Consider the following 19,910-nt stretch of genomic DNA (forward strand, 5'->3'; position numbering starts at 1 on the left):
AAAGTCCGTCTGACCCGACCCCTCCGGGAGCGACGAATGCGTCCACGCGCCCTGCCGGCGCTCGCCCTGGGCCTGGTGCTGCTCGTCACCGGCTGCGGCGAAGCCGGGAAGTCACCCGAGAAGGCCGCCGCGCCGCCGTCGGACTCGGCGGCTCCGGCACCGTCGCCGGTGACGAAGCCCTCACCGACCCCTACCCCCGCGAAGCCGAAGCTGCGCCCGCTGCCGAAGAAGCTGCCGGCGGGCCTGCACCGGGCCAGCGGAAGCAACGGGGTGGCGCTCACCTTCGACGACGGGCCGGATCCCCGCTTCACCCCGCAGATCCTGGCCCAGCTCCGGGCGGCCCGCGTGCAGGCCACCTTCTGCGTCGTCGGCAAGCAGGCCAAGCGGTACCCGGAACTGGTGGCCCGGATCGTCCGGGAGGGGCACCAGCTCTGCAACCACAGCTGGCACCACGACATGAACCTGGGCCGGCGCTCCGCCGCCGAGATCCGATCCGACCTGCAACGGACGAACGAGGCCATCCACGCCGCCGCACCGAAGGCGCCGATCACCTGGTTCCGCCAGCCCGGTGGCCGCTGGACGGCCGAGGAGGTCACGATCGCCAGGCAGATGGGACTGCGCCCGCTGCACTGGAGCGTGGACCCGCAGGACTGGGACCACCCACCGGCAAAGACGATCATCAAGCGGGTGAAGGGCGCCACCCGGCACGGCTCGGTCGTGCTGCTGCACGACGCGGGCGGCGACCGGGCTCAGACGATGGCCGCCTGCCGGCACCTGATCCCGGACATCAAGCGGAGGTACGGCATCGCCCTACCGCGCTGACCTGCGGTTACGTCCGGCCCCACGGCCATGCCCATACCGGTTTGGCCGTCCGCGCAGGCATGGCATATGCTTCTCCTGCCTCCGGCGGGGCCGGATGGGAGCAAGTCCGCTTGAAGTTGCGAGTGTGCAATGATGGCGGGGCCGCCCTCATCGTCTAGCGGCCCAGGACGCCGCCCTTTCAAGGCGGTAGCACGGGTTCGAATCCCGTTGGGGGCACGGTCCGGCTCGCGCCGGATGCAACACCAGCCAGGTCCTGTGGAGCAGTTGGAGTGCTCGCCGCCCTGTCAAGGCGGAGGTCGCGGGTTCAAGTCCCGTCAGGACCGCAAGCGCTGACGCCGCGCAGCTCGATGCGCGGCGTTCTGCGTATCGGCCCGTGCGGTAGCATGTGTCGAGCACCACGGCCAGGTAGCTCAGTTGGTACGAGCGTCCGACTGAAAATCGGAAGGTCGGCGGTTCGACCCCGCCCCTGGCCACATAGCCTTTCGCCGGGCTACAGGAGCGCCGACCAGCGGAAACGCGGGTCGGCGTTCTGCTTTGGGCCCCGTCCGCAGTCTTCGCAGGGCGAGCAGGGTCGCGGCGCGCAGCTTCACACCGATACCGACGTCCGGACGGCCCCAGGGGTTCCCTCTGCGGGTGCCTCGCGACGGCGGCACCGCGACGCGGAGCGGGCACTCGCGCGACGCGTCCCGCGTCTAGGGTGAGCGGACCCGCCGAGTGGCGGACAGGATGCCCCACTGGAAGGCCACGTGTGCGTGCGCTGCGTACGGCTCTGACGCCAGTCCTCGTACTAGCCGTGATCCTGCTCGGCGGGTGTGGCCGGATCTCGGGACTCCTGGACCATGTCTCCCTGTTCCATCCGGTCTGGGCCGCCGACGGCTGGGTCTACTACCTGCGGGAGGTGACCTCGACCTCGGGCTCGGGCCAGGCCGAGGTGTGGCGGCAACGGCCCGATGGGAGCAAGGAGGAACGCGTCCTCGCGCGCGCCCCACAGGTGTCCGCCTGCGGAGCGGGCTTGTTCAGCTTTCTCTTCGCGGGCCCCGATGGCGACCTCGGGATGGGCCTCGAATGCGGCTGGGACGAGACGGAACTGCTGAGCTACTCGCCGGCCGACAAAACCTTCGAGCCTCTGGCGTCGGCCCGCTTCCTCGTCGACGCCGTACTCGTAAACGGTGGCGGCGGGGGATTCGTGGAGGCGCCCCGGGAGTGCGGTCCGGGAGGGATCCAGCTGCTCGCCGACGGGAAGGCGTACGAGTTCGGCTCTCCGGTGACGGTGGGCGGGGCGACCTTCAACCTCAGTGGCGGTGACACGGCCTGCGAGTCGAAGGTGCTGGCGCGGTCGCCCGCGGCGCTGGGTGAACGGCTGTTCTTCATCACCGCGCCCGATTCGCTCGGAAGGTTGCCGCTGCCGCCCGAGGTGAGCCCGGACGACCTCACCTGGCACCTGACCGAATGGGACGTCGGATCGGCCACGGCCAGGTTCGTCACGGAGCTTCCCGGCCTCGCCGGCCTGGCGGTGTCGCCGGACGGCCGGTCGGTGATCGCCGCCGTCGCGTCGGATCACGCGGGCGGGGTCTGGTCGGTCGACGTCGGCACCGGGAAGAAGACGAGGATCGCCGACGGCGCCCGCGCGTACGACCCGAGCTTTTCTCCGGACGGCAAGCGGTTCGTCTACGTCGAACACTTCAAGCGGCTGAGATTCGCCGGAACACGGTAGTCGCCGGTGCACGACGGGGTCCCCACCGGCGTGTTCGCCGGTGGGGACCGTGCCGCATCCGGCTCAGACCGCGGCGGGCTGTGCCGCCGGGTCCGAGGTGCAGCAGGCGCTCTCGGTCGCCTTCTCCCGCTCCGGCGAGTCGGCCTTGACCGTGTAGACCTCCCAGGGCTCGTCACCCGGGCCGCGTACCCAGACCTTGTCCTGGAGCGCGTAGCAGCACTCGGTGTCGTTCTCCTCCAGCGTGATCAGGCCGGACTCGGTGAGGCGGCTGGTCGCGGCGTTGACCTCCTCGGTGGTGGGCACCTCGACCCCGAGGTGGTCCATCACCGTCGGCAGGCCGGGCTCACCTTCGAGGAGTACGAGCTTCAGCGGCGGGTTCTCCACCGCGAAGTTGGCGTAGCCGGGGCGGCGCTTGGCCGGCTCGACGCCGAACAGCTTGCGGTAGAAGGCCACGGAGCCTTCGAGGTCGGAGACGCGCAGGGCGAGCTGGACGCGGGACATGGCAACTCCCTGTTTAGCTGTTTGTCGAAGCAGTCTCCACTCTGCCCTTTGATTCGAAGTCTGTCAGCCTAGACGGGTGTCGAAACAAGTCGTCATCAGGCGAGTCCTTGCGGCAATAGGTTTGTGCTGCAAATCTATTGGGGTAACAGCGCTTCGGCTGCCGGGAGGAACCGTGCCGTCCGAGTCACCCCGCGACGACGACGCCCGGGACCTACTCGCCTCCATGACCACCCTCCGCCGGCGGGCCCGGGCGGCCCGTCAGGCGTACTGGCATCCGCTCCTGCTCTTCGGGGTGCTCATCGCGGCGGCCGCACCGCTGTACGTCGAATCCGCGGAGCCGGCCCCGCTGCGCGCCGGGTACGCGTGAGCACCGTGGACGACCCTCGCGCGAGCGGGCCATTCCCGACGAACGGCCTCGACGACACCGTCCACCAGCGGCACCGGCTCGGCATCCTGACCATCGCCGCCGAAGGCGAACGGGTCGAGGTCGCCTATCTCCGGGATGCCCTCGCACTCACCGCGGGCAACCTGTCCCGGCACCTCACCGTGCTGGAGGAAGCACGCCTGATCGACGTGGAGAAGGGTTACCACGGTCGTCGTCCGCGCACGTGGATCCGGATCACCCGGGAGGGCCGTCAGGCCCTGCACGCCGAGATCGCCGCCCTCCAGGAACTCCTCCGCCGCCACCACCAGCAGCAGGCCACGCCCGATCACCCGCAGACCCGTCCCGACTGACCCCCCTTCGCCCACCCACTGCCCTCACCTCGGTGATCAAGGGGTTTGTGTCCTCCAGGGCCGGTGAACCGGACACAAACCCCTTGATCACCCGAGCGGGGCGGGGCGGGGCGGCCGGGTGGGGGCGGGCGGGTGGGGGCGGGCGGCGGGTGGGGGCGGGCGGCGGGTGGGTCAGGTCTTCGGAGGGCGGCGGTTCTGGGTGGGGCCGCCCTGGATCGCCTCCCAGACGCTTCGGCCGGCCTGCCGGAGCGCCTGCCCGGCCTGTCCCGCCAGTTGCGCCGCCTCGGCGGCGGCGCTCGCCGGCTGGCCGGTCTCGCCCGGGCGCTCCGGACCGCGCTTCTTCCCGGTGGGACGTTGCGCCGACGGTCCCGCCCCGGCATCCTGCCCCGACCCGGTGGCACGCTCGGACTCCGTCTTGCCCTCCCGCCCGGTGCCCGGCGCCGGGGACGGCTCCGCCCGCCCGGAACTGGGCGGCGGCTCCGCCCGCCCGGCACCCGACGCCGGGGACGGCTTCGGCTGCCGGGCACCGGCTGCCGGTGGCGGCGTCGGTTGATCGCCACCGGCAGCCGGTGGCGGCTCCGGGGCGCTGCGGGGCGGCTCCGGTGCCTCGATCGGACCGGACACCGCCGGCCCCGCCCGGTCGACCACCGCCGTGGCGCGCTCGGCCACCTCGCCGGGCGCCGCCACCGTACGACCGGTCGGGTCCACCACCGGTGCGGCCAGCCGGTGCACGTCGTCCAGGGTGGCACCGGCCGAGCGGGCGAGCGCGTCGATCAGCTCCGGGTTGCGGTCGATCGTGGTCAGCGCCCGGTCCAGGATCTGCACCAGCTTCTCCAGCCGCACCTTGAGCAGCGCCTCGGCCCTCACCCCCGTGATGTCCAGCTCGACGCCCTCCAGGTGCACCCGGACTCCGGCGTCGAGCTGGAGCAGGTTGGCCAGCCGGGCGCGCAGCGACAGGTCGGCGTCGAGCCCGTCCACCGCGAGCCGGATCTCGTCGACGGTCAGCTCCGGCACGTCGAGCAGGACGTCCGGCTCGGGACCCGCCGGCGAGCCGGTCGGTTCGTCGCCGGGGTCCGGCACTGGTTCGGTGGCTCGACTGTCGGTCATGCTCCGCGCTCTCCCATCGATCGGTCGCCCGCGGTTACCCGCTTTCCGGTACGGCATCCGTCGCGTCCCCGGCCATCGATGACACCCGACCCGCCGGCACGTCACGGGAGCGTCGCCGGCGTCTCCCCTGGACCGCCGATCCCACCGCCTGCCGCTGACGGGAAGCGCAGTTCCCGGTGTCCGGAAGCGGGCGCTACGGAAGCTGCGCACCGAGACATGAGCCGGTATGGTCCGGACCTATGGGACAGGAGATCGACGATCCGGATGAGGTCCGGCAGGAATCCGACCGCTTCTCCCTCCGCAGCACACTGTCCGCCCCGGCGTCGGCCGAGCGGGCGTACGCCGTCTTCACCGGCGCGCTCGCCGACTGGTGGGTGCGTGAATACACCTGGTCCGGCCCGGAGGCGCTCGCCGCGATCGGCATCGAGCCACGGGCCGGCGGCATGCTCTACGAGATCGGGCCGTACGGCTTCCGCAACGACTGGGGCCGCGTGCTGACCTGGGATCCGCCCCGGCGCCTGGTGTTCACCTGGCAGATCGGCGCGGACCGGGTGCCGGTGCCGGATCCGGCACGGGCCAGCGAGGTGGAGGTCCTGTTCCACGCCGACGGTCCGGAGCGGACCCGGGTGGAGGTCGAGCACCGCTACTTCGACCGGCACGGCAGTGCGGCCGAGGGCTACCGCGAGGCGCTCACCGCGGGCTGGCACGAACTGCTCTGCCGCTACCTGGCGACCGTCGGCCGCACCACCGCCTGACCCGCACCGAGCGGACGCGCCGCGGTCGGCAGCCCGGACACCGAGGATCAGCCGGTGATGCCGGGCGCCGCGCCGGTCCCGGCCACGCCGGTGCCACCCAGGTCGGCCCGGCGGCCGGCGTCCGCGCCGGAACCGAAGCCACCGCCCGCCAGCCGCCGTCGCGGCGCGGTGCGCAACCGGGGGTACGCCTCGGCGACCCGGCGCTGGACGCGATCGGAGCGGTCGGCGAGCACCAGAGCGGTGGAGGGCCCGCCCGACTCCGCCACCGCCTTGCTCTCGGCCGCACGCAGCCGTTCCGCGACGACGTACGCGAACCCGGCCAGCCAGGTACGCCGGAACGCCGCCGGATGCTCCCCGGCCGGTACGGCAGCACCGGCGAGCCCGTGCGCGGCCTGCACCAGCAGTGAGGTGAACAGCAGTTCGACCCGTTCCAGGTCGCTGGCGAAGCCGAACAGGTGCATGACGAAGCCGTCGCCCTCCCGGCGGCGTACGCATCGGCACCGCAGCGGTTCGGCGACCGCCGCGAGCAGGCCGGCCTTGTCCCGGGCGTACGGCGCGACCACCTCGACGGTCCGGTCACCGACCGGGTCGGCGGCCGGGTCGCGGGCGGCGAGCAGCGCCCGGTCGACGCCGTAGCGGGCGATCAGCTCGGTGGCCTTGGCCATGAACGCGGCCGACTCGGCCGACGTGCAGGCCGGGTCCTCGGCCTGGGCGAGCAGCTTGCGCACCTTGCTGAGCATCGCCTCGGACATGCACCCAGAGCTACCACAGCCGGGGCGCGGGGCCGCGCGCCGGGCTCAGTCCGACCGGCTGCGCAGCGTGGCGATGGTCGACCCGGCGAGCGTGAGCAGACAGTCGGGCAGCAGCCCGTCGGCGGCCGCCGCCCCGAACAGCGCCTCGCCGGTGTCCGCGTCGTCGTTGGCGCACGCGCTGACGAAGCGGGCCACCCAGCGGGTGTCGTAGTCGGCCTGGTCGATGCCGGGGAAGTCGAGGGCGGCGCCGCCGCCCGGGGTGTCGTCGCCGAGCATGGTGGCGGCGAGGCACCACGCCACTCCGTACGCTCCGGCGAGGCCGGAACGGTCCACCACCGCGTCGAACGTGCCCACCACGCCGGCACCGTCACCGGCGAGGGCGGAACGGAGCACGGCGGTCGCGTCGTCGAGCGTCTGCTGTGCTTCGTCGTTCACCCGCGGAACAGTATCGCCGGGGGTCAAGCGGTGACCCGGAAACAGCCCGTCGACCACGCAGAGTGATATCCGCAGTCGGGGTGCCGACGGAGCCGACTCCACAGTCCCGCCTGCGGCGCGAGCACGCTAAGGTGCGCAGCGGACCTTCGCCGGAGGAAGGACGACCATGCTGAGAACACGCACGTCGCGCGCGGCCCTGTCCATGGCCTGCGCGGCGCTCCTGCTCGCCACGAGCGCCTGCGGGAGCGACGAGCCGGAGGAGACGCCTGCCACCCAGGTGCGCCTCTACGGCACCGACGGCAACATGCTCAACTCGTACGCCGCGGAACTCAAGGACCGGGCGGACCTGGTGAACGGGATGAAGGGCACCACGCCCCTCACTCCGCTGGCCGAGAGCTTCAAGGAGCGACTGCTCGCCGTAGACCCGAAGCTGGGTGACTTCCTCTACTCCGCCGAGTCGTACGACGCGGTGGTGATCAGCGCGCTGGCCGCCCAGCTCGCCGGCACCACCGCTCCGGCCGAGATCGCCAAGCAGATCGTCGGGGTGACCACTGGCGGTGAACGCTGCGACGAGGTGACGGCCTGCCTCCAGCTCGCCCGCGCGGGCCGGGACATCGAGTACCGGGGTGTGTCGCTGACCCGCGCCGGGTTCACCGACGCGGGTGAGCCGGCCACCGCGAGCTACGGCACCATGCACTTCGACAACCAGAAGATCGACGACAGTAAGACCGAGTTCGTCGGCGCCGGTGAGGAGTCGGGGGCGAGCACGAAGGCCCCACCGCGTGGCCGCAAGCTGCGCGACGGGAAGGCGAAGGACGCCCCGCTGGTCCTCGGCGGGCTGCTGCCGAAGACCGGTGACCTGGCGCTGGCGAACCCGCCGCTGGCGGCCGGTGCGGCGCTCGCGATCCGTGAGGTCAACGCCGCCGGTGGTGTGCTCGGCGAGCCGGTGAAGTGGATCGAGGGTGACGACGGCACCAACCCGGAGGTCGCCAAGGCCACCGTCGCCTCGCACGTCGGCAGGGGCGTCCAGGTCATCATCGGCGCGGGTGGCTCCGGCATCTCCCGGGCCGTGCTGCCGGACGTGGTGGCCGCCGGCCGGATCCTGTTCTCCCCGTCGAACACCGACGCGGGGCTGAGCGCGGTGGAGGACAAGGGCCTCTACTTCCGTACCGCCCCGCCGGACAGCCTCCAGGGTCGGGCGCTGGCCGACGTGATGCTCCGGGACGGGCCGCGCAAGATCGCGATCCTGGCCCGTAAGGACTCGTACGGCGAGGGCCTGCAGGAGAACGTCCGCTCGGAGCTGGAGAAGGCCGGGATCGGCGCGGACCGGATCAAGCTGCTGACCTATGAGCCGCCGGCCGATCCGAAGACGCCCGTCGACTTCAGCGGTACCGCCAAGGAGATCAAGGCGTTCGGGCCGGAGGCGCTGCTGCTCATCGGCTTCGCCGAGTCCGCGCCGGCGATCACCGCGCTGGACGACGCGGGAGTCGACATCAAGCGCTGAGCCGTACCGACGCGAAGGGCCGCACCGGAACACCGGTGCGGCCCTCGTCGTCTCTCCCGGGCTCAGCGGGCCCGACGCCGGTCCAGGAACTCGGTCATCCGTCGATGCTTCTCCTCGTCCTCGAAGAGCACCGCCTGGCTCAGCAGGTCGAGCTGCGGGTGCGCGGCGGCCGGGGCGTCCACCGCCATCTTGGTCAGCCGCAGCGCCAGCGCGGAGCCCTTCGCCATTTCGTCGAGCAGGCCGTGCGCGGTGGGCAGCAGCTCCGCCGGGTCGGTCACCACCCGGTTCACCAGCCCGATCCGCAGCGCCTCCCCGGCGTCGACCCGCCGGCCGGTGAACAGCAGCTCCTTGGCCCGGGCCTCGCCGATCAGCGCCGGCAGCCGGTAGGTCGCGCCCGCACCGGCCAGGATGCCCAGCCGCACCTCGGGCTGGCCGAACACCGCGCGGTCCGTGCACACCCGAAGGTCGCAGGCGTACGCCAGCTCGGCGCCGCCGCCCAGCGCGGGCCCGTCGACGGCGGCCACGGTGGGCATCGGCAACGCCCGGATGCGGGCGAAGACGCCCTGGTTGATGGCGGCCAACGCGTCCAGCCGGCCACGCTCGCGGAGCTGGGCGATGTCGGCGCCCCCGGCGAAGATGCCCGCCGTCCCGCCGGTGAGCAGCAGCAGCCGGGGACGCGCCTCCAGGTCGGCGCAGACCGCGTGCAGCTCGCCCACCAGGTCGGCGTCGATGGCGTTGCGCTTCTCCGGCCGGTCCAGCGTGACCACGAGCCGGTCCGGCAGTTCCTCGATCCGCAGCCCGGTCACTGTGCCTGCCTTTCGTTCGCGACTGCGGGGCTCGCAAGCTCACTCCTCGCGCTCACCGTGCCTGCCTTTCGTTCGCGACTGCGGGGCTCGCAAGCTCACTCCTCGCGCTCACCGTGCCTGCCTTTCGTTCGCGACTGCGGGGCTCGCAAGCTCACTCCTCGCGCTCACCGTGCCTGCCTTTCGTTCGCGACTGCGGGGCTCGCAAGCTCACTCCTCGCGCTCACTGCTTCACGCCGTCCTTCCAGGTGTAGAAACCCTGACCCGACTTCTTGCCCAGCTTCCCGGCGGCCACCATCTCGACGAGCAGCGGCGGCGGCGCGAACCGGTCGCCGTACGCGGCCTGGAGCGTGCGCGCGATGTCGAGCCGCACGTCCAGCCCGACCAGGTCGGTCAGCTCCAGCGGGCCGATCGGGTGCCGGTAGCCGAGGACCATCGCCTTGTCGATGTCGGCCGGGCTCGCCACCTCGTCGGCGACCATCCGGATCGCCTCCAGGCCGAGCGTGACGCCGAGCCGGGACGTGGCGAAGCCGGGCATGTCGCGTACGACGACGGGGTCCTTGCCCAGCCGGGCGGCGAGCGCGACGGCCGCCTCGGTGGTCTGCGGGGCGGTGGCCGGGCCGACCACGACTTCGAGCAGCGCCATCGCCCACACCGGGTTGAAGAAGTGCAACCCGACGAACTCGGCGGGCCGGTCCAGCCCGGCGGCCAGGTCGGCGATCGGGATGCTGGAGGTGTTGCTGCCCAGCAGCGCTGGCCGGCGGCTCTCCGCCTCGCGCAGGACGGCGCGCTTGAGGTCGAGCCGCTCGGGCACCGCCTCCACGATCACGTCGGCGCCCTCGGCCACCTCGGTGAGCCCGGCCCGGAGCGTGACGCGCTCGCGGTTGGCGGTGGCGGCCTCCTCGGTCAGCTTGCCGCGCCGCACGCCCCGGTCCCACAGCTCGCCGAGCCGGCGCAGGGCCTCGGCGCCCCGGGCGGGGTCGACCTCGACCAGTTCGACCGCGTACCCGGCGCCGGCCGCCACGTACGCGATGCCGAGGCCCATGGTGCCGGCCCCGACGACCACAAAACGACCACTCATCGACGTCCCCTCGCCGCGGCGGGGGCGCGCGGGGTCTCCGCCGCCGGGCCCGTCCGCATCGCTCGTTCCTGGATGCGACCCTATGCATGGCCGGGCCGCGGGGATGCGTGGGGGCGGAGCGGACGGGGTAAAAACGGCCCTCGACGCCGAAGGAAGGAACGAGATGAGCCAGGCACCGGAGAGCGCGGATAGCACCGAGACGGTCGAGACCCGCGGCGACGAGCGGGTGGACCTGCTCCGTGCGGACACCAACAACGACGGCAAGACCGACGTCTGGGTCGTGGACACCGACGGCGACGGCAAGGCCGACCTGTTCCAGTTCGACACCGACGGTGACGGCAAGGTGGACATCACCATGGTGGACATCGACGAGGACGGCACCCCGGACGAGGTGGTCGACGGCGACGGCGGGCTGCCCCCGGAGCAGACCACCCCCACCGTCCAGGTCTGAGATGTAAGGAAGGGCCCCTTTATAACGCGTAGGCGCTTGAAAGGGGCCCTTCCTAACGCCGCAGCTCCAGCGTGGCGAGGTAGTAGGGGTGGTCGGTGTCGTCCACGTCGGCCAGTCGCCACGGTGAGCCGTGGACCAGCTCGGCGAGTTCGCCGGGCGAGCAGACCAGGTAGTCGAACCACTCGGTCCCGAGCAGCCGGTAGCGCAACCGCAGCCGCAGTTGCCCGCCGAACCGGCCCCGCCGGCGGTTGCGCTCGTGGTAGGCGGTGTGCACCGGGTCGGTGGTGCCGTACGGGTCGGTGCCGTGGGCGATCACCCGGGCGCCGGGGCGGGCCAGCGCGGCGAGCGCCGCGAGCATCGCCGGGGCGCGCTCCCGCCCCTCGAACAGTCCCAGGTTGTTGCCGAGCAGCAGGAAGGTGTCGTACCGGCGGCCGTCGGCGGCGTGCTCGTCGACGGTGCCGTGCACGAGGTCGCGTACGCCCCGGTGGCGGCTGACCCGCAGCGCGCCGAGGGAGGTGTCCAGCCCGGTCACCGGCACACCGCGTTCCTGGAGTTCCAGCGCGATCCGGCCCGCGCCCACGCCGACGTCGAGTACGTGCCCGCGTACCCGGTCCACGGCCCGGTGGTCGTGCGGCTGCCACCGCTGCGGCGGGTCCAGGTAGTGCCCGGCGGGCGCGCCGTTGACCAGCCCGTCGTCGCGCTCGATGATCTCGATGACCGGGCGGGGCAGGCGACCGCCGGCCATCGGGCGCGGACCGATCCCGGTGGCGACCGCGTACGCGTCGCGGATCATCTCGCCGAACACGTCGCCGATCTCGGGTTCCCCGGTCATGTGAGCACGCTATCCGGGGGTCGGCGGTGCCGTCGCCGCCGTATCCTTGGCGGCGTGACCGACCTGGACCGCTTGGCGGCGGAGAAGTACGTCCTGCTCACCACGTTCCGTAAGGACGGCCGGGCAGTGGCGACACCGGTGTGGGCGGTACGCGACGGCGACGGGCTGGCGGTGTGGACGGTGGCCGACTCCGGCAAGGTGAAGCGCATCCGGCGCGACGGCCGGGTGACGGTGGCCCCGTGCGACGTGCGCGGGCGGCCGCACGGCGAGGCGGTGCCGGGCCACGCGACGATCGCCGACCCGGAGAGCACGAACCGGGTCCGGGGGCTGCTCAAGCAGAAGTACCGGCTGATCGGGCGGCTGAGCCTGCTGGGCAGCCGGCTGCGCCGGGGTGAGGGCGGCACGGTGGGGCTGCGGATCGTGCTGGACGGATCGGGCCCCGGACGCGATTAAGGGCGGCGCCGCGACGGCACCGCCCTTGATCGGAACGCCGGAGAACGCCGGTTCGTCAGTCTCCCTGGCGCTGCTGGGGGATCTGCCCCTGCAGCAGGGCCCGAACCTCCGACTCGCGGTAGCGGCGGTGGCCGCCGAGGGTCCGGATGGCACTGAGCTTGCCAGCCTTCGCCCACCGGGTCACCGTCTTCGGGTCGACACGGAACATCGACGCCACCTCGGCCGGTGTGAGCAGCGGCTCAGGTTCGTGCGTTCGCGATGCCATCGGGGTCACTCCTCCACATGTATAGACATCGGCCGGGGTCCCGCCGGCCGACGCGTCTCCCATGGTCCGGCTAGTCCCCGATGTCCGACATGGGCCGAACGGCTGAAGGTCCCTAGACGGACGGATGAACCATGCCCGATTTTTACGACTTTTATGCCGCAGAAAGTACCTTATTAGGACTCATGATCACGGTTCGTGACGCATCAACTACGAGACACTCTCGTGTCCAAGACCACTTAGCGGGTCAAACCGGGCATCAGTTGCACCGCTCCAGCAGCTGCACCGCGCGCCAGCGAGCGACCAGCTTGTCGTACGCGGCGGACGCCTCCTCGGCCTCGCCCCGGCCCAGTCCGGCCAGTCCGGTGGCCACCAGCTCGGTCGAGTCGTCGGCTTCGAGCGTCTCGTCCGGCAGCAGTTGCACCAGGCCGCCGTAGTCCAGCTCGACCACCGAACGCGGGTGGAACTCCTCCAGCCACCGGGCCGCCTCCTCGACCGCCTCGGTGATCGGCGCCTCGCCGATCGACTTGCGCAGCACCGACAGCGCCCGGGACGCCCGGCGGCGCGCCTTGGAGATCTCGGTGCGGTAGCGCAACGCCCGCCGCTGCGGGTCGGTGACCAGGTGCCGCTCGCCGGCCTCGAACAGCACGAACCAGCGCAACGGCACGCCCCAGGTGGCGATCTGCTCGTGCACCCGGGGCACCCCGTGCTCCAGCACGCGGGCGCCGCTGCGCCAGTCCTCCACCACGGCCTTCGCCTGCCCGGCGAGCACCGGCGGCACGAACGCGTCGGCCAGCACCGACGGCACGCCGTCGCGGGCGCTCAGCGCCGCCTCGGCGACCCGGATACGCAGGTTCCAGGGGCAGACCAGCAACGCGTCGTCGGACTCCAGGACGTACGCCTCGTCGGGCAGGTCGGGCAGCCGGGTCCAGCCGGCGCCGAGCGCCTCGATCACCGCCGTCCGCTGCCGCACCGGCCCTTCCAGCGGGGCGATCGCGCGGCCCTCGCTGACGTACCGGCGCCAGTACGACTGCCGGTCCCGGTCGAAGGCGGTGAGCGGCTCGTACACGCGCAGGTATGAAGCGAAGAGCGACGGCACTGCGCGATCCTCCCACGAGACGGGACCGCCCGTCGCCGCCCTCGGGCCGGTGGCGTGACATGCGCGACAGTACGGTTCGGGCCGATATTAGGCTCAACGACACCGGCAGCATCCCGCCGGCGTGCCACCCGGGTTCCGCGCCTCACAAGGGCGCACCGACACAGGAGTCAGCCATGGGCGTATTCGCCAGTACCGACGACCCCGTCTCCACGGGGCATGAGCAGGTCGTGTTCTGCCAGGACAAGCAGTCCGGCCTGAAGGCGATCATCGGGATCTACTCGACCGCGCTGGGCCCCGCCCTCGGCGGCACCCGGTTCTACCCGTACGCCAGCGAGGCCGACGCCCTCGCCGACGTGCTCGACCTCTCGCGCGGCATGGCCTACAAGAACGCTCTGGCGAACCTCGACCTCGGTGGCGGCAAGGCGGTCATCTGGGGTGACCCCGAGCAGATCAAGAGCGAGGCGCTGCTGCGCGCGTACGGCCGCTTCGTCGAGTCGCTCAACGGCCGCTACTACACCGCCTGCGACGTGGGCACGTACGTGGCGGACATGGACGTGATCGCCCGGGAGACCCGCTACGTGACCGGCCGCAGCGTGGAGCACGGGGGCGCGGGCGACTCCTCGATCCTCACCGCCTGGGGCGTGTTCCAGGGGATGCGGGCCGCCGCCGAGCACGTCTGGGGCAGCCCGACGCTGTCCGGCCGCCGGGTCGGCGTGTCAGGGCTGGGCAAGGTCGGCAAGTACCTGACCGCCCACCTGCTCGACGACGGCGCCGAGGTCGTGGCGACCGACGTCAACCCGCGCGCCCGGGAGTGGGCGCGCACCACCCACCCGCAGGTCACCCTGGTCGACGACACCGAGGCGCTGGTGGCCGCCGACATCGACGTGTACGCCCCGTGCGCGCTCGGCGGCGCGCTGAACGACGACACCGTGCCGCTGCTGCGGGCGAAGGTGGTCACCGGGGCGGCGAACAACCAGCTCGCCCACCCGGGCATCGAGAAGGTGCTCGCCGACCGGGGCATCCTCTACACGCCGGACTACGTGGTGAACGCCGGTGGCGTGATCCAGGTGGCCGACGAGATCGAGGGCTTCAACTTCGACCGCGCCAAGCTGCGCGCCACCCGGATCTTCGACACCACCCGGCAGATCCTCCGGCTCGCCGACGACGAGGGCGTGCCTCCGGCGGTCGCCGCGGACCGGCTCGCCGAGCGGCGGATGGCCGAGGTCGGCCGGCTGCGCGCCATCCACCTGCGGTGAACCTCACCTCCGGGGGCGGGGCGACGCTCCTCCCTCGGAGGCGGTACGCGTTAAGCTGAGCCTCGGGATTTTTCGTGCCGGTTTGTCCGGTGTCACGGCCAGCCCCGGGTCTCACCCCTTACCCGGTACACTTTGTGACGGCTGGACCACTGCGACGCGCAGGTCCGGTCGACGGTGACCCGAGGTGCCGAACGATGGCATCCCCATGTACCGTAAGAGCCACGAGAGATGCCTGACGTCATCGGGGCCCGCCTTCGGGCTGCCCCGCATTCTGTGCGAGGGGGTCGAGCCATGGGGCGCGGCCGTGCTAAGGCCAAGCAGACGAAGGTGGCCCGGGAGTTGAAGTACCACTCCCCGAACACCGACCTAACCGCCTTGCAGCGCGAACTGGCGGGTAGTGGAAAGTCTGAGCACAACTTCGACGACGACTACAAAGAGTATGTCGACGACGATGACGAGGACCACGCGGACGACGACCCGGACACCTGGGCTCGTCCGACCCGCTGACCTCCGGTCACATCCGAGCACGCGGCAACCCCCGCGTGCTCACGCATGTGCTCTGCTGAGCCGGCTTACGACCGACGATCAAGGGCCTGCCGCGCCGGGGCGTACGCTCCGACGCGCCGGCAGGTCCTTGATCGCGGAACCGTCCCCTCAGCGCGGCCGGTTGTTCCAGTTGTAGAACGTCGGGATGTTCTCGAAGTGGTTCCACGCGCAGACCGCGCCGGCGCCGTCGCCGCCCGACACCTCCGCCCGCAGCAGCCGCGCCGCCTCCGCCTCGCGGAGCAGAGCGGTAAGCCCCGCAGCGGCGTCCCGCACCCGGTCGGCGACCGCCTCCCGGTCGGTGTCACTGATGGTCTCGGGCATGCTCCAACACTCCCTCCAGTAGGCGGATCTTGCTGTTGCGGCAGTGCTCGGTCTCCGTACCGTCGAAACGCCCCAGCTCGAAGTAACGGTTGGCGGCGTGCCCGCCGCCGCAGAACCCGAAGTACGCGCAGGACGCCCGGCACGCCTCCACGCCGGTGAGGAACTCGTCCACCCACGGCGTACCGGCCGCACCGGCGAGAATGTCGCGTAGCGGGGTGGTCAGCACGTTCCCGCTGGCGAAGTCGCCGTACCGGGGATCGGTGAAGCCGGCCAACTCCGGCGAGAGCACCACCACCGAACCGTCGTGCCCGACCGTCGGGATCGGGTCGAGACTCCGGGGCAGCAAATCGTCGGCGGTGCCGGCCAGGACCGCTCCCGCGTACCGCAGCGACCACTCCACCTCACGCAGGTGGATCCGGGGATCCCGGCGCCACGCCGCCACCAGCTCGGCCCAGAATCGGGTGACCGCGCCCTCGTCGCGCGCGTTCGTCCGGGTGTTGACGCCCTCGGTCTCCTCGATGTTGACGCCGAGCACGTCGCAGCCAAGGTCGAGGAAGTAGCCGTACAGCTCGGTCGCCAGGCCCGGCTCCGGCCGCGACACCACCGCGAGCGCCGAGAACGGCAGGCCGTGGCGGTGCAGCGCCGCCACGCCCGCCACGATCCGGTCGTACGCGGGCCGCCCGCCCCGGGTGACCCGCTCGCCGTTGCGCGCCCGCGGCCCGTCCACGCTGACGCTGACCCGTACCCGGTGCTCGGCGAAGAACGCGCACCAGGCGTCGTCGATCAGCGTGGCGTTCGTCTGCACGTGGTGCTCGACGTCGGGACCGAACGGCGCCAGCAGCGCGGCCAGGTGTTCCCGGCCGGCCGCGAGCGGCTCCCCGCCGTGCCAGACCACGGAGAAGCGACCGCCCGCCGCCCACTGGTTCACCGACGCCGCCACCGCCTCGGCGACGGCCACCGGCATCCGCCGGTCCACCGACCGGAAGGGGAGGTAGCAGTAGGCGCAGTCGAGGTTGCACAGCGTGGTCGGCTGCATCACCACGTACGACGGGACGGCGGCGATTCCCCGCATCCCTCCGGGCGTGCGCGCAGCCATCAGCGTCTCCCCCGCCTGCCTGAAAACCGAACCTTCAGGCTAGGCCGCGGCGACCGCTCGGGTGAACCCCCGATCACGTGCCCGGCCGATCGGCGCAGGGTGATCAGCCCCGGGTGTGCTGCCCGACCATCTGCACGTTGCCGGACCCCTCGATGATCTCGCCGGCCTGCCAGGCGTCCACGCCCCGGCCGGTCAGGGTGGCCAGCGCGCGGTCGGCGTCCTCGGCGGAGACGATCGCGAACATGCCGACGCCCATGTTGAACGTCGCCTCCATCTCCGGGTCCTCGATCCGGCCCTTGGACTGGATCAGGTCGAAGATCGGCTGCGGTTTCCAGGTGGAGCGGTTCACCACGGCGTCGACGTGCTCGGGCAGCACCCGGACCAGGTTGCCGGGGATGCCGCCGCCGGTGACGTGGGCCAGCGCCCGCACCTCGGCCTCGGCGATCAGCTTCAGGCAGTCCTGCGCGTAGATCTTGGTCGGGGTGAGCAGCTCCTCGCCGAGCGTCCGCTGGCGGCCGAAGTCGTCGATCACCACGTCCAGCCGCATCCGGCCGGCGCCGAGCAGCACGTGCCGGACCAGCGAGTAGCCGTTGGAGTGCAGGCCGGAGGAGCGCATGGCGATCACCACGTCGCCCACCTCGACCCGCTCCGGGCTGAGGATCTCGCTCTCCTCCACCACGCCGACGCCGGTGGCCGAGATGTCGTACTCGTCCGGGCGCAGCACGCCCGGGTGCTCGGCGGTCTCGCCACCCAGCAGTGCGCAGCCGGCGTACCGGCAGCCGTCCGCGATGCCGGCGCCGATCTCGGCGACCTTGTCCGGCACGACCTCGCCGGTGGCGATGTAGTCGAGCAGGAACAGCGGCTCGGCGCCGCAGGCCACCAGGTCGTCGACGACCATGGCGACCAGGTCGATGCCGACCGTGTCGTGGATGTCGAGCTGCTGGGCGATCACCAGCTTGGTGCCCACGCCGTCGGTCGAGGAGGCCAGGATCGGGTTCTTGTATTTCGTGGTGTCCAGCCGGAACAGGCCGGCGAAGCCGCCCAGATCACCCATGACCTCGGGGCGCCGGGTCTCCTTGACCTTGGACTTGAGCAGCTCGACCGCGCGGTCGCCCGCCTCGATCGACACCCCGGCGTCGGCGTACGAGACCGAGCGTTTGCGCTGCGTCCGGCCGGAACCCGCCGACCAGGGCTGGCGGTCGCCGCCGGCGCCCGTCGGGCTGGATCCTGCGCCGCTGCGCTCGGACACGTGCGTCACGGTTCTCCCCTTTGTGGTTCCCGCGGGCCCGGAGCGGCCGGACCCGCGTCGGTGGTGCTACGGGTGGTGGGTCGGTGTGGCGACGAGCGGACCGGTCGGCCCGGCCGCCTCGGCGGCGACCCGGCGTCCCACTCCTTCGAGCACGTGCTTGCCGATCAGGTTTCCGGCCGGCAGGTCGATCGGGTACTCCCCATCGAAGCACGCCCGGCAGAGCCGGCTCTTCGGCTGCTCGGTCGCCGCGATGAGACCGGGCAGCGATACGTAACCGAGCGAGTCGGCGCCGATGGACCGGCGGACGCCGTCGTTGTCCAGCCCGTTCGCGAGCAGCTCGGCGCGGGTGGCGAAGTCGATGCCGTAGAAGCAGGGCCAGCTCACCGGCGGCGAGGAGATCCGGACGTGGACCTCCAGGGCGCCCGCCTCGCGCAGCAGCCGGACGATCGCCCGCTGGGTGGTGCCCCGCACGATCGAGTCGTCCACCACCACCAGGCGCTTGCCGCGTACGTTCTGCCGCAGCGGGTTCAGCTTCAGCCGGACGCCGAGCGCCCGCAGCGTCTGCGAGGGCTGGATGAACGTGCGCCCGACGTACGGGTTCTTCATCAGGCCCTGGCCGTAGGTGATGCCCGACTCCTCGGCGTAGCCGATGGCGGCCGGCGTGCCGGACTCCGGCACCGGGATCACCAGGTCGGCCTCGACCGGGTGCTCCTTGGCGAGCTGGCGGCCGATCTGCACCCGCGCGGCGTGCACGTTGCGGCCGGCGATGGTGGCGTCCGGCCGGGCGATGTACACGTACTCGAACAGGCAGCCCTTGGGCTCGGGCGAGGCGAACCGGCTGGAACGCAGGCCGTTCTCGTCGATGGCGATCAGCTCGCCCGGCTCGACCTCGCGCACCACGCTCGCGCCGACGATGTCCAGTGCGGCGGTCTCGCTCGCCACCACCCACCCGCGTTCGAGCCGGCCGAGCACCAGCGGGCGCACGCCGTGCGCGTCGCGCGCCGCGTAGAGCGTCGACTCGTCCATGAAGACGAAGCTGAACGCGCCGCGCAGCTGCGGCAGCACCTCCAGCGCGGCCGCCTCGACCGACAGGTCGGGCCGGCTCGCCAGCAGCATGGTGACCAGCGAGGTGTCGTTCGTCGAGCCGTCGGAGTCGAGCCCTCGCACGGCCGCCTCGCGCTGCAACTCGGCGGTGTTGACCAGGTTGCCGTTGTGCGCCAGCGCGATGGTGGTGCCGGCGCTCGTGGCCCGGATGGTCGGCTGGGCGTTCTCCCAGGTCGAGCCGCCGGTGGTGGAGTAGCGCGCGTGCCCGATCGCGACGTGCCCGCGCAGGCTCGCCAGCGTCGGCTCGTCGAACACCTGGGCGACCAGGCCGAGATCCTTGTAGACCACGACACCGGAGCCGTCGCTCACCGCGATGCCCGCGGCCTCCTGACCGCGATGCTGGAGGGCGTAGAGCCCGAAGTAGGTGAGGTTGGCGACCTCTTCACCCGGAGCCCAGACACCGAAGACGCCGCACGCGTCCTGTGGGCCGGGTCGCTGGGGGTCAAGGTCGTGGCTCAGCCGGCCATCGCCTCGGGGCACCTGCCGCTCCCTCGCAGTGGGGGTCTGGACTGGCCTGGCGGAGTCGGGGGGCAGCTCCGCACGCATGGGCCGGGACCGTCGTCGGCTCTCAGTGTACGCGACCAGCAGCCGACACCGACAGTCATGAGACGCCCACACAGAGTGGACAGGGTTTGCCCTGCTCGACGCCTAAATCGGGAGGTGCGGGGAGAGGTCAGCCCGGTTTCCGGAGACCCGGATGCGACCCTCAGTGACCGCTTCCGCCCATCCCCGACGTCCGGTGGCGACCGCCAGCCAGGTCGGCGGATCCATCTCCACCACGTTCGGCGGCGTACCACGGGTGTGTCGTGGACCACTCACGCACTGGACCGCACCGTAGGGTGGGACGCGCACCTCCACCGATCGGCCGGGGGCGCGATCCGCGAGGGCAGCCAAGAGGGTCCGGACCGCCTCCCGGAGCACCGGCCGTTCGGGCGAACGCCCCTCGTCCAGCGCCGCCAGTGCGGCGAGTACCGCTTCGGAATAAGCGTGCGGAGAGGACACGACGGGACGATACGACCCGGCAGAACGCCC

The 19,910-nt window shown here is 72.0% G+C and carries 24 protein-coding genes and 3 tRNA genes; 13 read left to right on the top strand and 14 right to left on the bottom strand.

What is annotated here, in order from left to right; all coding sequences use genetic code 11:
* Positions 1-36 precede the first annotated feature (36 nt).
* From GA0070215_RS02690 to GA0070215_RS02710, 5 genes are all read left to right on the top strand, one after another.
* Positions 37-822, top strand: a complete 786-nt coding sequence (locus GA0070215_RS02690) for a polysaccharide deacetylase family protein (RefSeq protein WP_091041408.1) — start codon at positions 37-39, stop codon at positions 820-822.
* Positions 823-965: 143 nt separating this feature from the next.
* Positions 966-1,038: transfer RNA gene (locus GA0070215_RS02695), tRNA-Glu, on the top strand.
* A gap of 33 nt (positions 1,039-1,071) precedes the next feature.
* Positions 1,072-1,145 (top strand) — tRNA-Asp (locus tag GA0070215_RS02700).
* A gap of 76 nt (positions 1,146-1,221) precedes the next feature.
* A tRNA-Phe gene (locus tag GA0070215_RS02705) sits at positions 1,222-1,295 on the top strand.
* Positions 1,296-1,615: 320 nt separating this feature from the next.
* Positions 1,616-2,536: a TolB family protein gene (locus GA0070215_RS02710; RefSeq protein WP_244166839.1), complete on the top strand. Its 921-nt coding sequence runs from the start codon at positions 1,616-1,618 to the stop codon at positions 2,534-2,536.
* 63 nt (positions 2,537-2,599) lie between these two features.
* Here GA0070215_RS02710 and GA0070215_RS02715 read toward each other — a convergent pair whose 3' ends face one another.
* Complete coding sequence (locus GA0070215_RS02715) at positions 2,600-3,037, bottom strand: ArsI/CadI family heavy metal resistance metalloenzyme (RefSeq protein WP_018785453.1); 438 nt, start codon at positions 3,035-3,037, stop codon at positions 2,600-2,602.
* A gap of 223 nt (positions 3,038-3,260) precedes the next feature.
* Between GA0070215_RS02715 and GA0070215_RS02720 the strand changes: the two genes are divergently transcribed.
* Entirely contained in the window at positions 3,261-3,404 is a 144-nt protein-coding gene (locus tag GA0070215_RS02720) for a hypothetical protein (protein ID WP_244166840.1), read from the top strand.
* Positions 3,401-3,772, top strand: coding sequence for a winged helix-turn-helix domain-containing protein (locus tag GA0070215_RS02725; protein ID WP_018785455.1), 372 nt, complete (start codon positions 3,401-3,403; stop codon positions 3,770-3,772). The genes GA0070215_RS02720 and GA0070215_RS02725 overlap by 4 nt, the downstream gene beginning before the upstream one ends.
* 171 nt (positions 3,773-3,943) lie before the next feature.
* On the opposite strand, the gene GA0070215_RS02730 is transcribed toward GA0070215_RS02725, so the two are convergent.
* Positions 3,944-4,879: a hypothetical protein gene (locus GA0070215_RS02730; RefSeq protein ID WP_091041414.1), complete on the bottom strand. Its 936-nt coding sequence runs from the start codon at positions 4,877-4,879 to the stop codon at positions 3,944-3,946.
* 239 nt (positions 4,880-5,118) lie between these two features.
* On the opposite strand from GA0070215_RS02730, the gene GA0070215_RS02735 reads away from it, so the two are divergent.
* Positions 5,119-5,634, top strand: coding sequence for an SRPBCC family protein (locus GA0070215_RS02735; protein WP_091041417.1), 516 nt, complete (start codon positions 5,119-5,121; stop codon positions 5,632-5,634).
* A gap of 47 nt (positions 5,635-5,681) precedes the next feature.
* Here GA0070215_RS02735 and GA0070215_RS02740 read toward each other — a convergent pair whose 3' ends face one another.
* Both GA0070215_RS02740 and GA0070215_RS02745 read right to left on the bottom strand, forming a co-directional pair.
* Positions 5,682-6,386, bottom strand: a complete 705-nt coding sequence (locus tag GA0070215_RS02740) for a DUF2786 domain-containing protein (protein WP_018785457.1) — start codon at positions 6,384-6,386, stop codon at positions 5,682-5,684.
* A gap of 45 nt (positions 6,387-6,431) precedes the next feature.
* Positions 6,432-6,821 carry a hypothetical protein gene (locus GA0070215_RS02745; protein ID WP_013283438.1) on the bottom strand — a complete coding sequence of 130 codons (390 nt, stop codon included), beginning with the start codon at positions 6,819-6,821 and terminating at the stop codon, positions 6,432-6,434.
* A 166-nt stretch (positions 6,822-6,987) separates the two neighbouring features.
* Between GA0070215_RS02745 and GA0070215_RS02750 the strand changes: the two genes are divergently transcribed.
* Positions 6,988-8,325 carry an ABC transporter substrate-binding protein gene (locus tag GA0070215_RS02750; RefSeq protein WP_091041420.1) on the top strand — a complete coding sequence of 446 codons (1,338 nt, stop codon included), beginning with the start codon at positions 6,988-6,990 and terminating at the stop codon, positions 8,323-8,325.
* A 62-nt stretch (positions 8,326-8,387) separates the two neighbouring features.
* On the opposite strand, the gene GA0070215_RS02755 is transcribed toward GA0070215_RS02750, so the two are convergent.
* Positions 8,388-9,131 carry an enoyl-CoA hydratase/isomerase family protein gene (locus tag GA0070215_RS02755; protein ID WP_018785459.1) on the bottom strand — a complete coding sequence of 248 codons (744 nt, stop codon included), beginning with the start codon at positions 9,129-9,131 and terminating at the stop codon, positions 8,388-8,390.
* Positions 9,132-9,351: 220 nt separating this feature from the next.
* Entirely contained in the window at positions 9,352-10,209 is an 858-nt protein-coding gene (locus GA0070215_RS02760) for a 3-hydroxyacyl-CoA dehydrogenase family protein (RefSeq protein WP_026267890.1), read from the bottom strand.
* Between the two features lie 163 nt (positions 10,210-10,372).
* Here GA0070215_RS02760 and GA0070215_RS02765 point away from each other — a divergent pair, with 163 nt between their 5' ends.
* Entirely contained in the window at positions 10,373-10,660 is a 288-nt protein-coding gene (locus tag GA0070215_RS02765) for a hypothetical protein (RefSeq protein ID WP_091041421.1), read from the top strand.
* 52 nt (positions 10,661-10,712) lie between these two features.
* On the opposite strand, the gene GA0070215_RS02770 is transcribed toward GA0070215_RS02765, so the two are convergent.
* Positions 10,713-11,492: a class I SAM-dependent methyltransferase gene (locus tag GA0070215_RS02770; RefSeq protein ID WP_091041424.1), complete on the bottom strand. Its 780-nt coding sequence runs from the start codon at positions 11,490-11,492 to the stop codon at positions 10,713-10,715.
* 54 nt (positions 11,493-11,546) lie between these two features.
* Here GA0070215_RS02770 and GA0070215_RS02775 point away from each other — a divergent pair, with 54 nt between their 5' ends.
* Positions 11,547-11,945: a PPOX class F420-dependent oxidoreductase gene (locus GA0070215_RS02775; protein WP_018785462.1), complete on the top strand. Its 399-nt coding sequence runs from the start codon at positions 11,547-11,549 to the stop codon at positions 11,943-11,945.
* 55 nt (positions 11,946-12,000) lie between these two features.
* Here GA0070215_RS02775 and GA0070215_RS02780 read toward each other — a convergent pair whose 3' ends face one another.
* Both GA0070215_RS02780 and GA0070215_RS02785 read right to left on the bottom strand, forming a co-directional pair.
* Entirely contained in the window at positions 12,001-12,210 is a 210-nt protein-coding gene (locus GA0070215_RS02780) for a BldC family transcriptional regulator (RefSeq protein ID WP_007073996.1), read from the bottom strand.
* A gap of 256 nt (positions 12,211-12,466) precedes the next feature.
* Complete coding sequence (locus tag GA0070215_RS02785) at positions 12,467-13,306, bottom strand: DUF8083 family protein (protein ID WP_018785463.1); 840 nt, start codon at positions 13,304-13,306, stop codon at positions 12,467-12,469.
* A gap of 173 nt (positions 13,307-13,479) precedes the next feature.
* Between GA0070215_RS02785 and GA0070215_RS02790 the strand changes: the two genes are divergently transcribed.
* Together GA0070215_RS02790 and GA0070215_RS02795 are read left to right on the top strand one after the other, a co-directional pair.
* Positions 13,480-14,562 carry a Glu/Leu/Phe/Val family dehydrogenase gene (locus tag GA0070215_RS02790; protein ID WP_091041426.1) on the top strand — a complete coding sequence of 361 codons (1,083 nt, stop codon included), beginning with the start codon at positions 13,480-13,482 and terminating at the stop codon, positions 14,560-14,562.
* 291 nt (positions 14,563-14,853) lie between these two features.
* Positions 14,854-15,069 (top strand): DUF3073 domain-containing protein, encoded by a 216-nt coding sequence (locus GA0070215_RS02795; RefSeq protein ID WP_013283429.1) that lies wholly within the window; start codon positions 14,854-14,856, stop codon positions 15,067-15,069.
* A 147-nt stretch (positions 15,070-15,216) separates the two neighbouring features.
* Here GA0070215_RS02795 and amcA read toward each other — a convergent pair whose 3' ends face one another.
* The 5 genes from amcA to GA0070215_RS02820 all read right to left on the bottom strand — a co-directional run bounded on the left by amcA (position 15,217) and on the right by GA0070215_RS02820 (position 19,880).
* Entirely contained in the window at positions 15,217-15,429 is a 213-nt protein-coding gene (amcA, locus tag GA0070215_RS02800; RefSeq protein ID WP_018785465.1) for a multiple cyclophane-containing RiPP AmcA, read from the bottom strand.
* Positions 15,410-16,501, bottom strand: a complete 1,092-nt coding sequence (gene amcB / locus GA0070215_RS02805) for a cyclophane-forming radical SAM peptide maturase AmcB (RefSeq protein ID WP_208600282.1) — start codon at positions 16,499-16,501, stop codon at positions 15,410-15,412. Before amcB ends, amcA begins: the two co-directional genes overlap by 20 nt.
* A gap of 127 nt (positions 16,502-16,628) precedes the next feature.
* Positions 16,629-17,783, bottom strand: a complete 1,155-nt coding sequence (purM, locus tag GA0070215_RS02810) for a phosphoribosylformylglycinamidine cyclo-ligase (protein WP_018785467.1) — start codon at positions 17,781-17,783, stop codon at positions 16,629-16,631.
* Positions 17,784-17,840: 57 nt separating this feature from the next.
* Positions 17,841-19,358: an amidophosphoribosyltransferase gene (gene purF / locus GA0070215_RS02815; protein ID WP_018785468.1), complete on the bottom strand. Its 1,518-nt coding sequence runs from the start codon at positions 19,356-19,358 to the stop codon at positions 17,841-17,843.
* 168 nt (positions 19,359-19,526) lie between these two features.
* Positions 19,527-19,880, bottom strand: coding sequence for a sterol carrier family protein (locus tag GA0070215_RS02820; protein ID WP_091041435.1), 354 nt, complete (start codon positions 19,878-19,880; stop codon positions 19,527-19,529).
* Between the last annotated feature and the right edge of the window lie 30 nt (positions 19,881-19,910).

This window comes from Micromonospora marina (assembly GCF_900091565.1).
Classification (GTDB): domain Bacteria; phylum Actinomycetota; class Actinomycetes; order Mycobacteriales; family Micromonosporaceae; genus Micromonospora; species Micromonospora marina.

Coding starts and splice junctions, on each gene's coding strand:
- GA0070215_RS02690 (WP_091041408.1), top strand. CDS start 37: ATGCGTCCACGCGCCCTGCCGGCGCTCGCCCTGGGCCTGGTGCTGCTC.
- GA0070215_RS02715 (WP_018785453.1), bottom strand. CDS start 3,037: ATGTCCCGCGTCCAGCTCGCCCTGCGCGTCTCCGACCTCGAAGGCTCC.
- GA0070215_RS02720 (WP_244166840.1), top strand. CDS start 3,261: ATGACCACCCTCCGCCGGCGGGCCCGGGCGGCCCGTCAGGCGTACTGG.
- GA0070215_RS02730 (WP_091041414.1), bottom strand. CDS start 4,879: ATGACCGACAGTCGAGCCACCGAACCAGTGCCGGACCCCGGCGACGAA.
- GA0070215_RS02735 (WP_091041417.1), top strand. CDS start 5,119: ATGGGACAGGAGATCGACGATCCGGATGAGGTCCGGCAGGAATCCGAC.
- GA0070215_RS02740 (WP_018785457.1), bottom strand. CDS start 6,386: ATGTCCGAGGCGATGCTCAGCAAGGTGCGCAAGCTGCTCGCCCAGGCC.
- GA0070215_RS02750 (WP_091041420.1), top strand. CDS start 6,988: ATGCTGAGAACACGCACGTCGCGCGCGGCCCTGTCCATGGCCTGCGCG.
- GA0070215_RS02760 (WP_026267890.1), bottom strand. CDS start 10,209: ATGAGTGGTCGTTTTGTGGTCGTCGGGGCCGGCACCATGGGCCTCGGC.
- GA0070215_RS02765 (WP_091041421.1), top strand. CDS start 10,373: ATGAGCCAGGCACCGGAGAGCGCGGATAGCACCGAGACGGTCGAGACC.
- GA0070215_RS02770 (WP_091041424.1), bottom strand. CDS start 11,492: ATGACCGGGGAACCCGAGATCGGCGACGTGTTCGGCGAGATGATCCGC.
- GA0070215_RS02780 (WP_007073996.1), bottom strand. CDS start 12,210: ATGGCATCGCGAACGCACGAACCTGAGCCGCTGCTCACACCGGCCGAG.
- GA0070215_RS02790 (WP_091041426.1), top strand. CDS start 13,480: ATGGGCGTATTCGCCAGTACCGACGACCCCGTCTCCACGGGGCATGAG.
- GA0070215_RS02795 (WP_013283429.1), top strand. CDS start 14,854: ATGGGGCGCGGCCGTGCTAAGGCCAAGCAGACGAAGGTGGCCCGGGAG.
- amcA (WP_018785465.1), bottom strand. CDS start 15,429: ATGCCCGAGACCATCAGTGACACCGACCGGGAGGCGGTCGCCGACCGG.
- amcB (WP_208600282.1), bottom strand. CDS start 16,501: ATGCGGGGAATCGCCGCCGTCCCGTCGTACGTGGTGATGCAGCCGACC.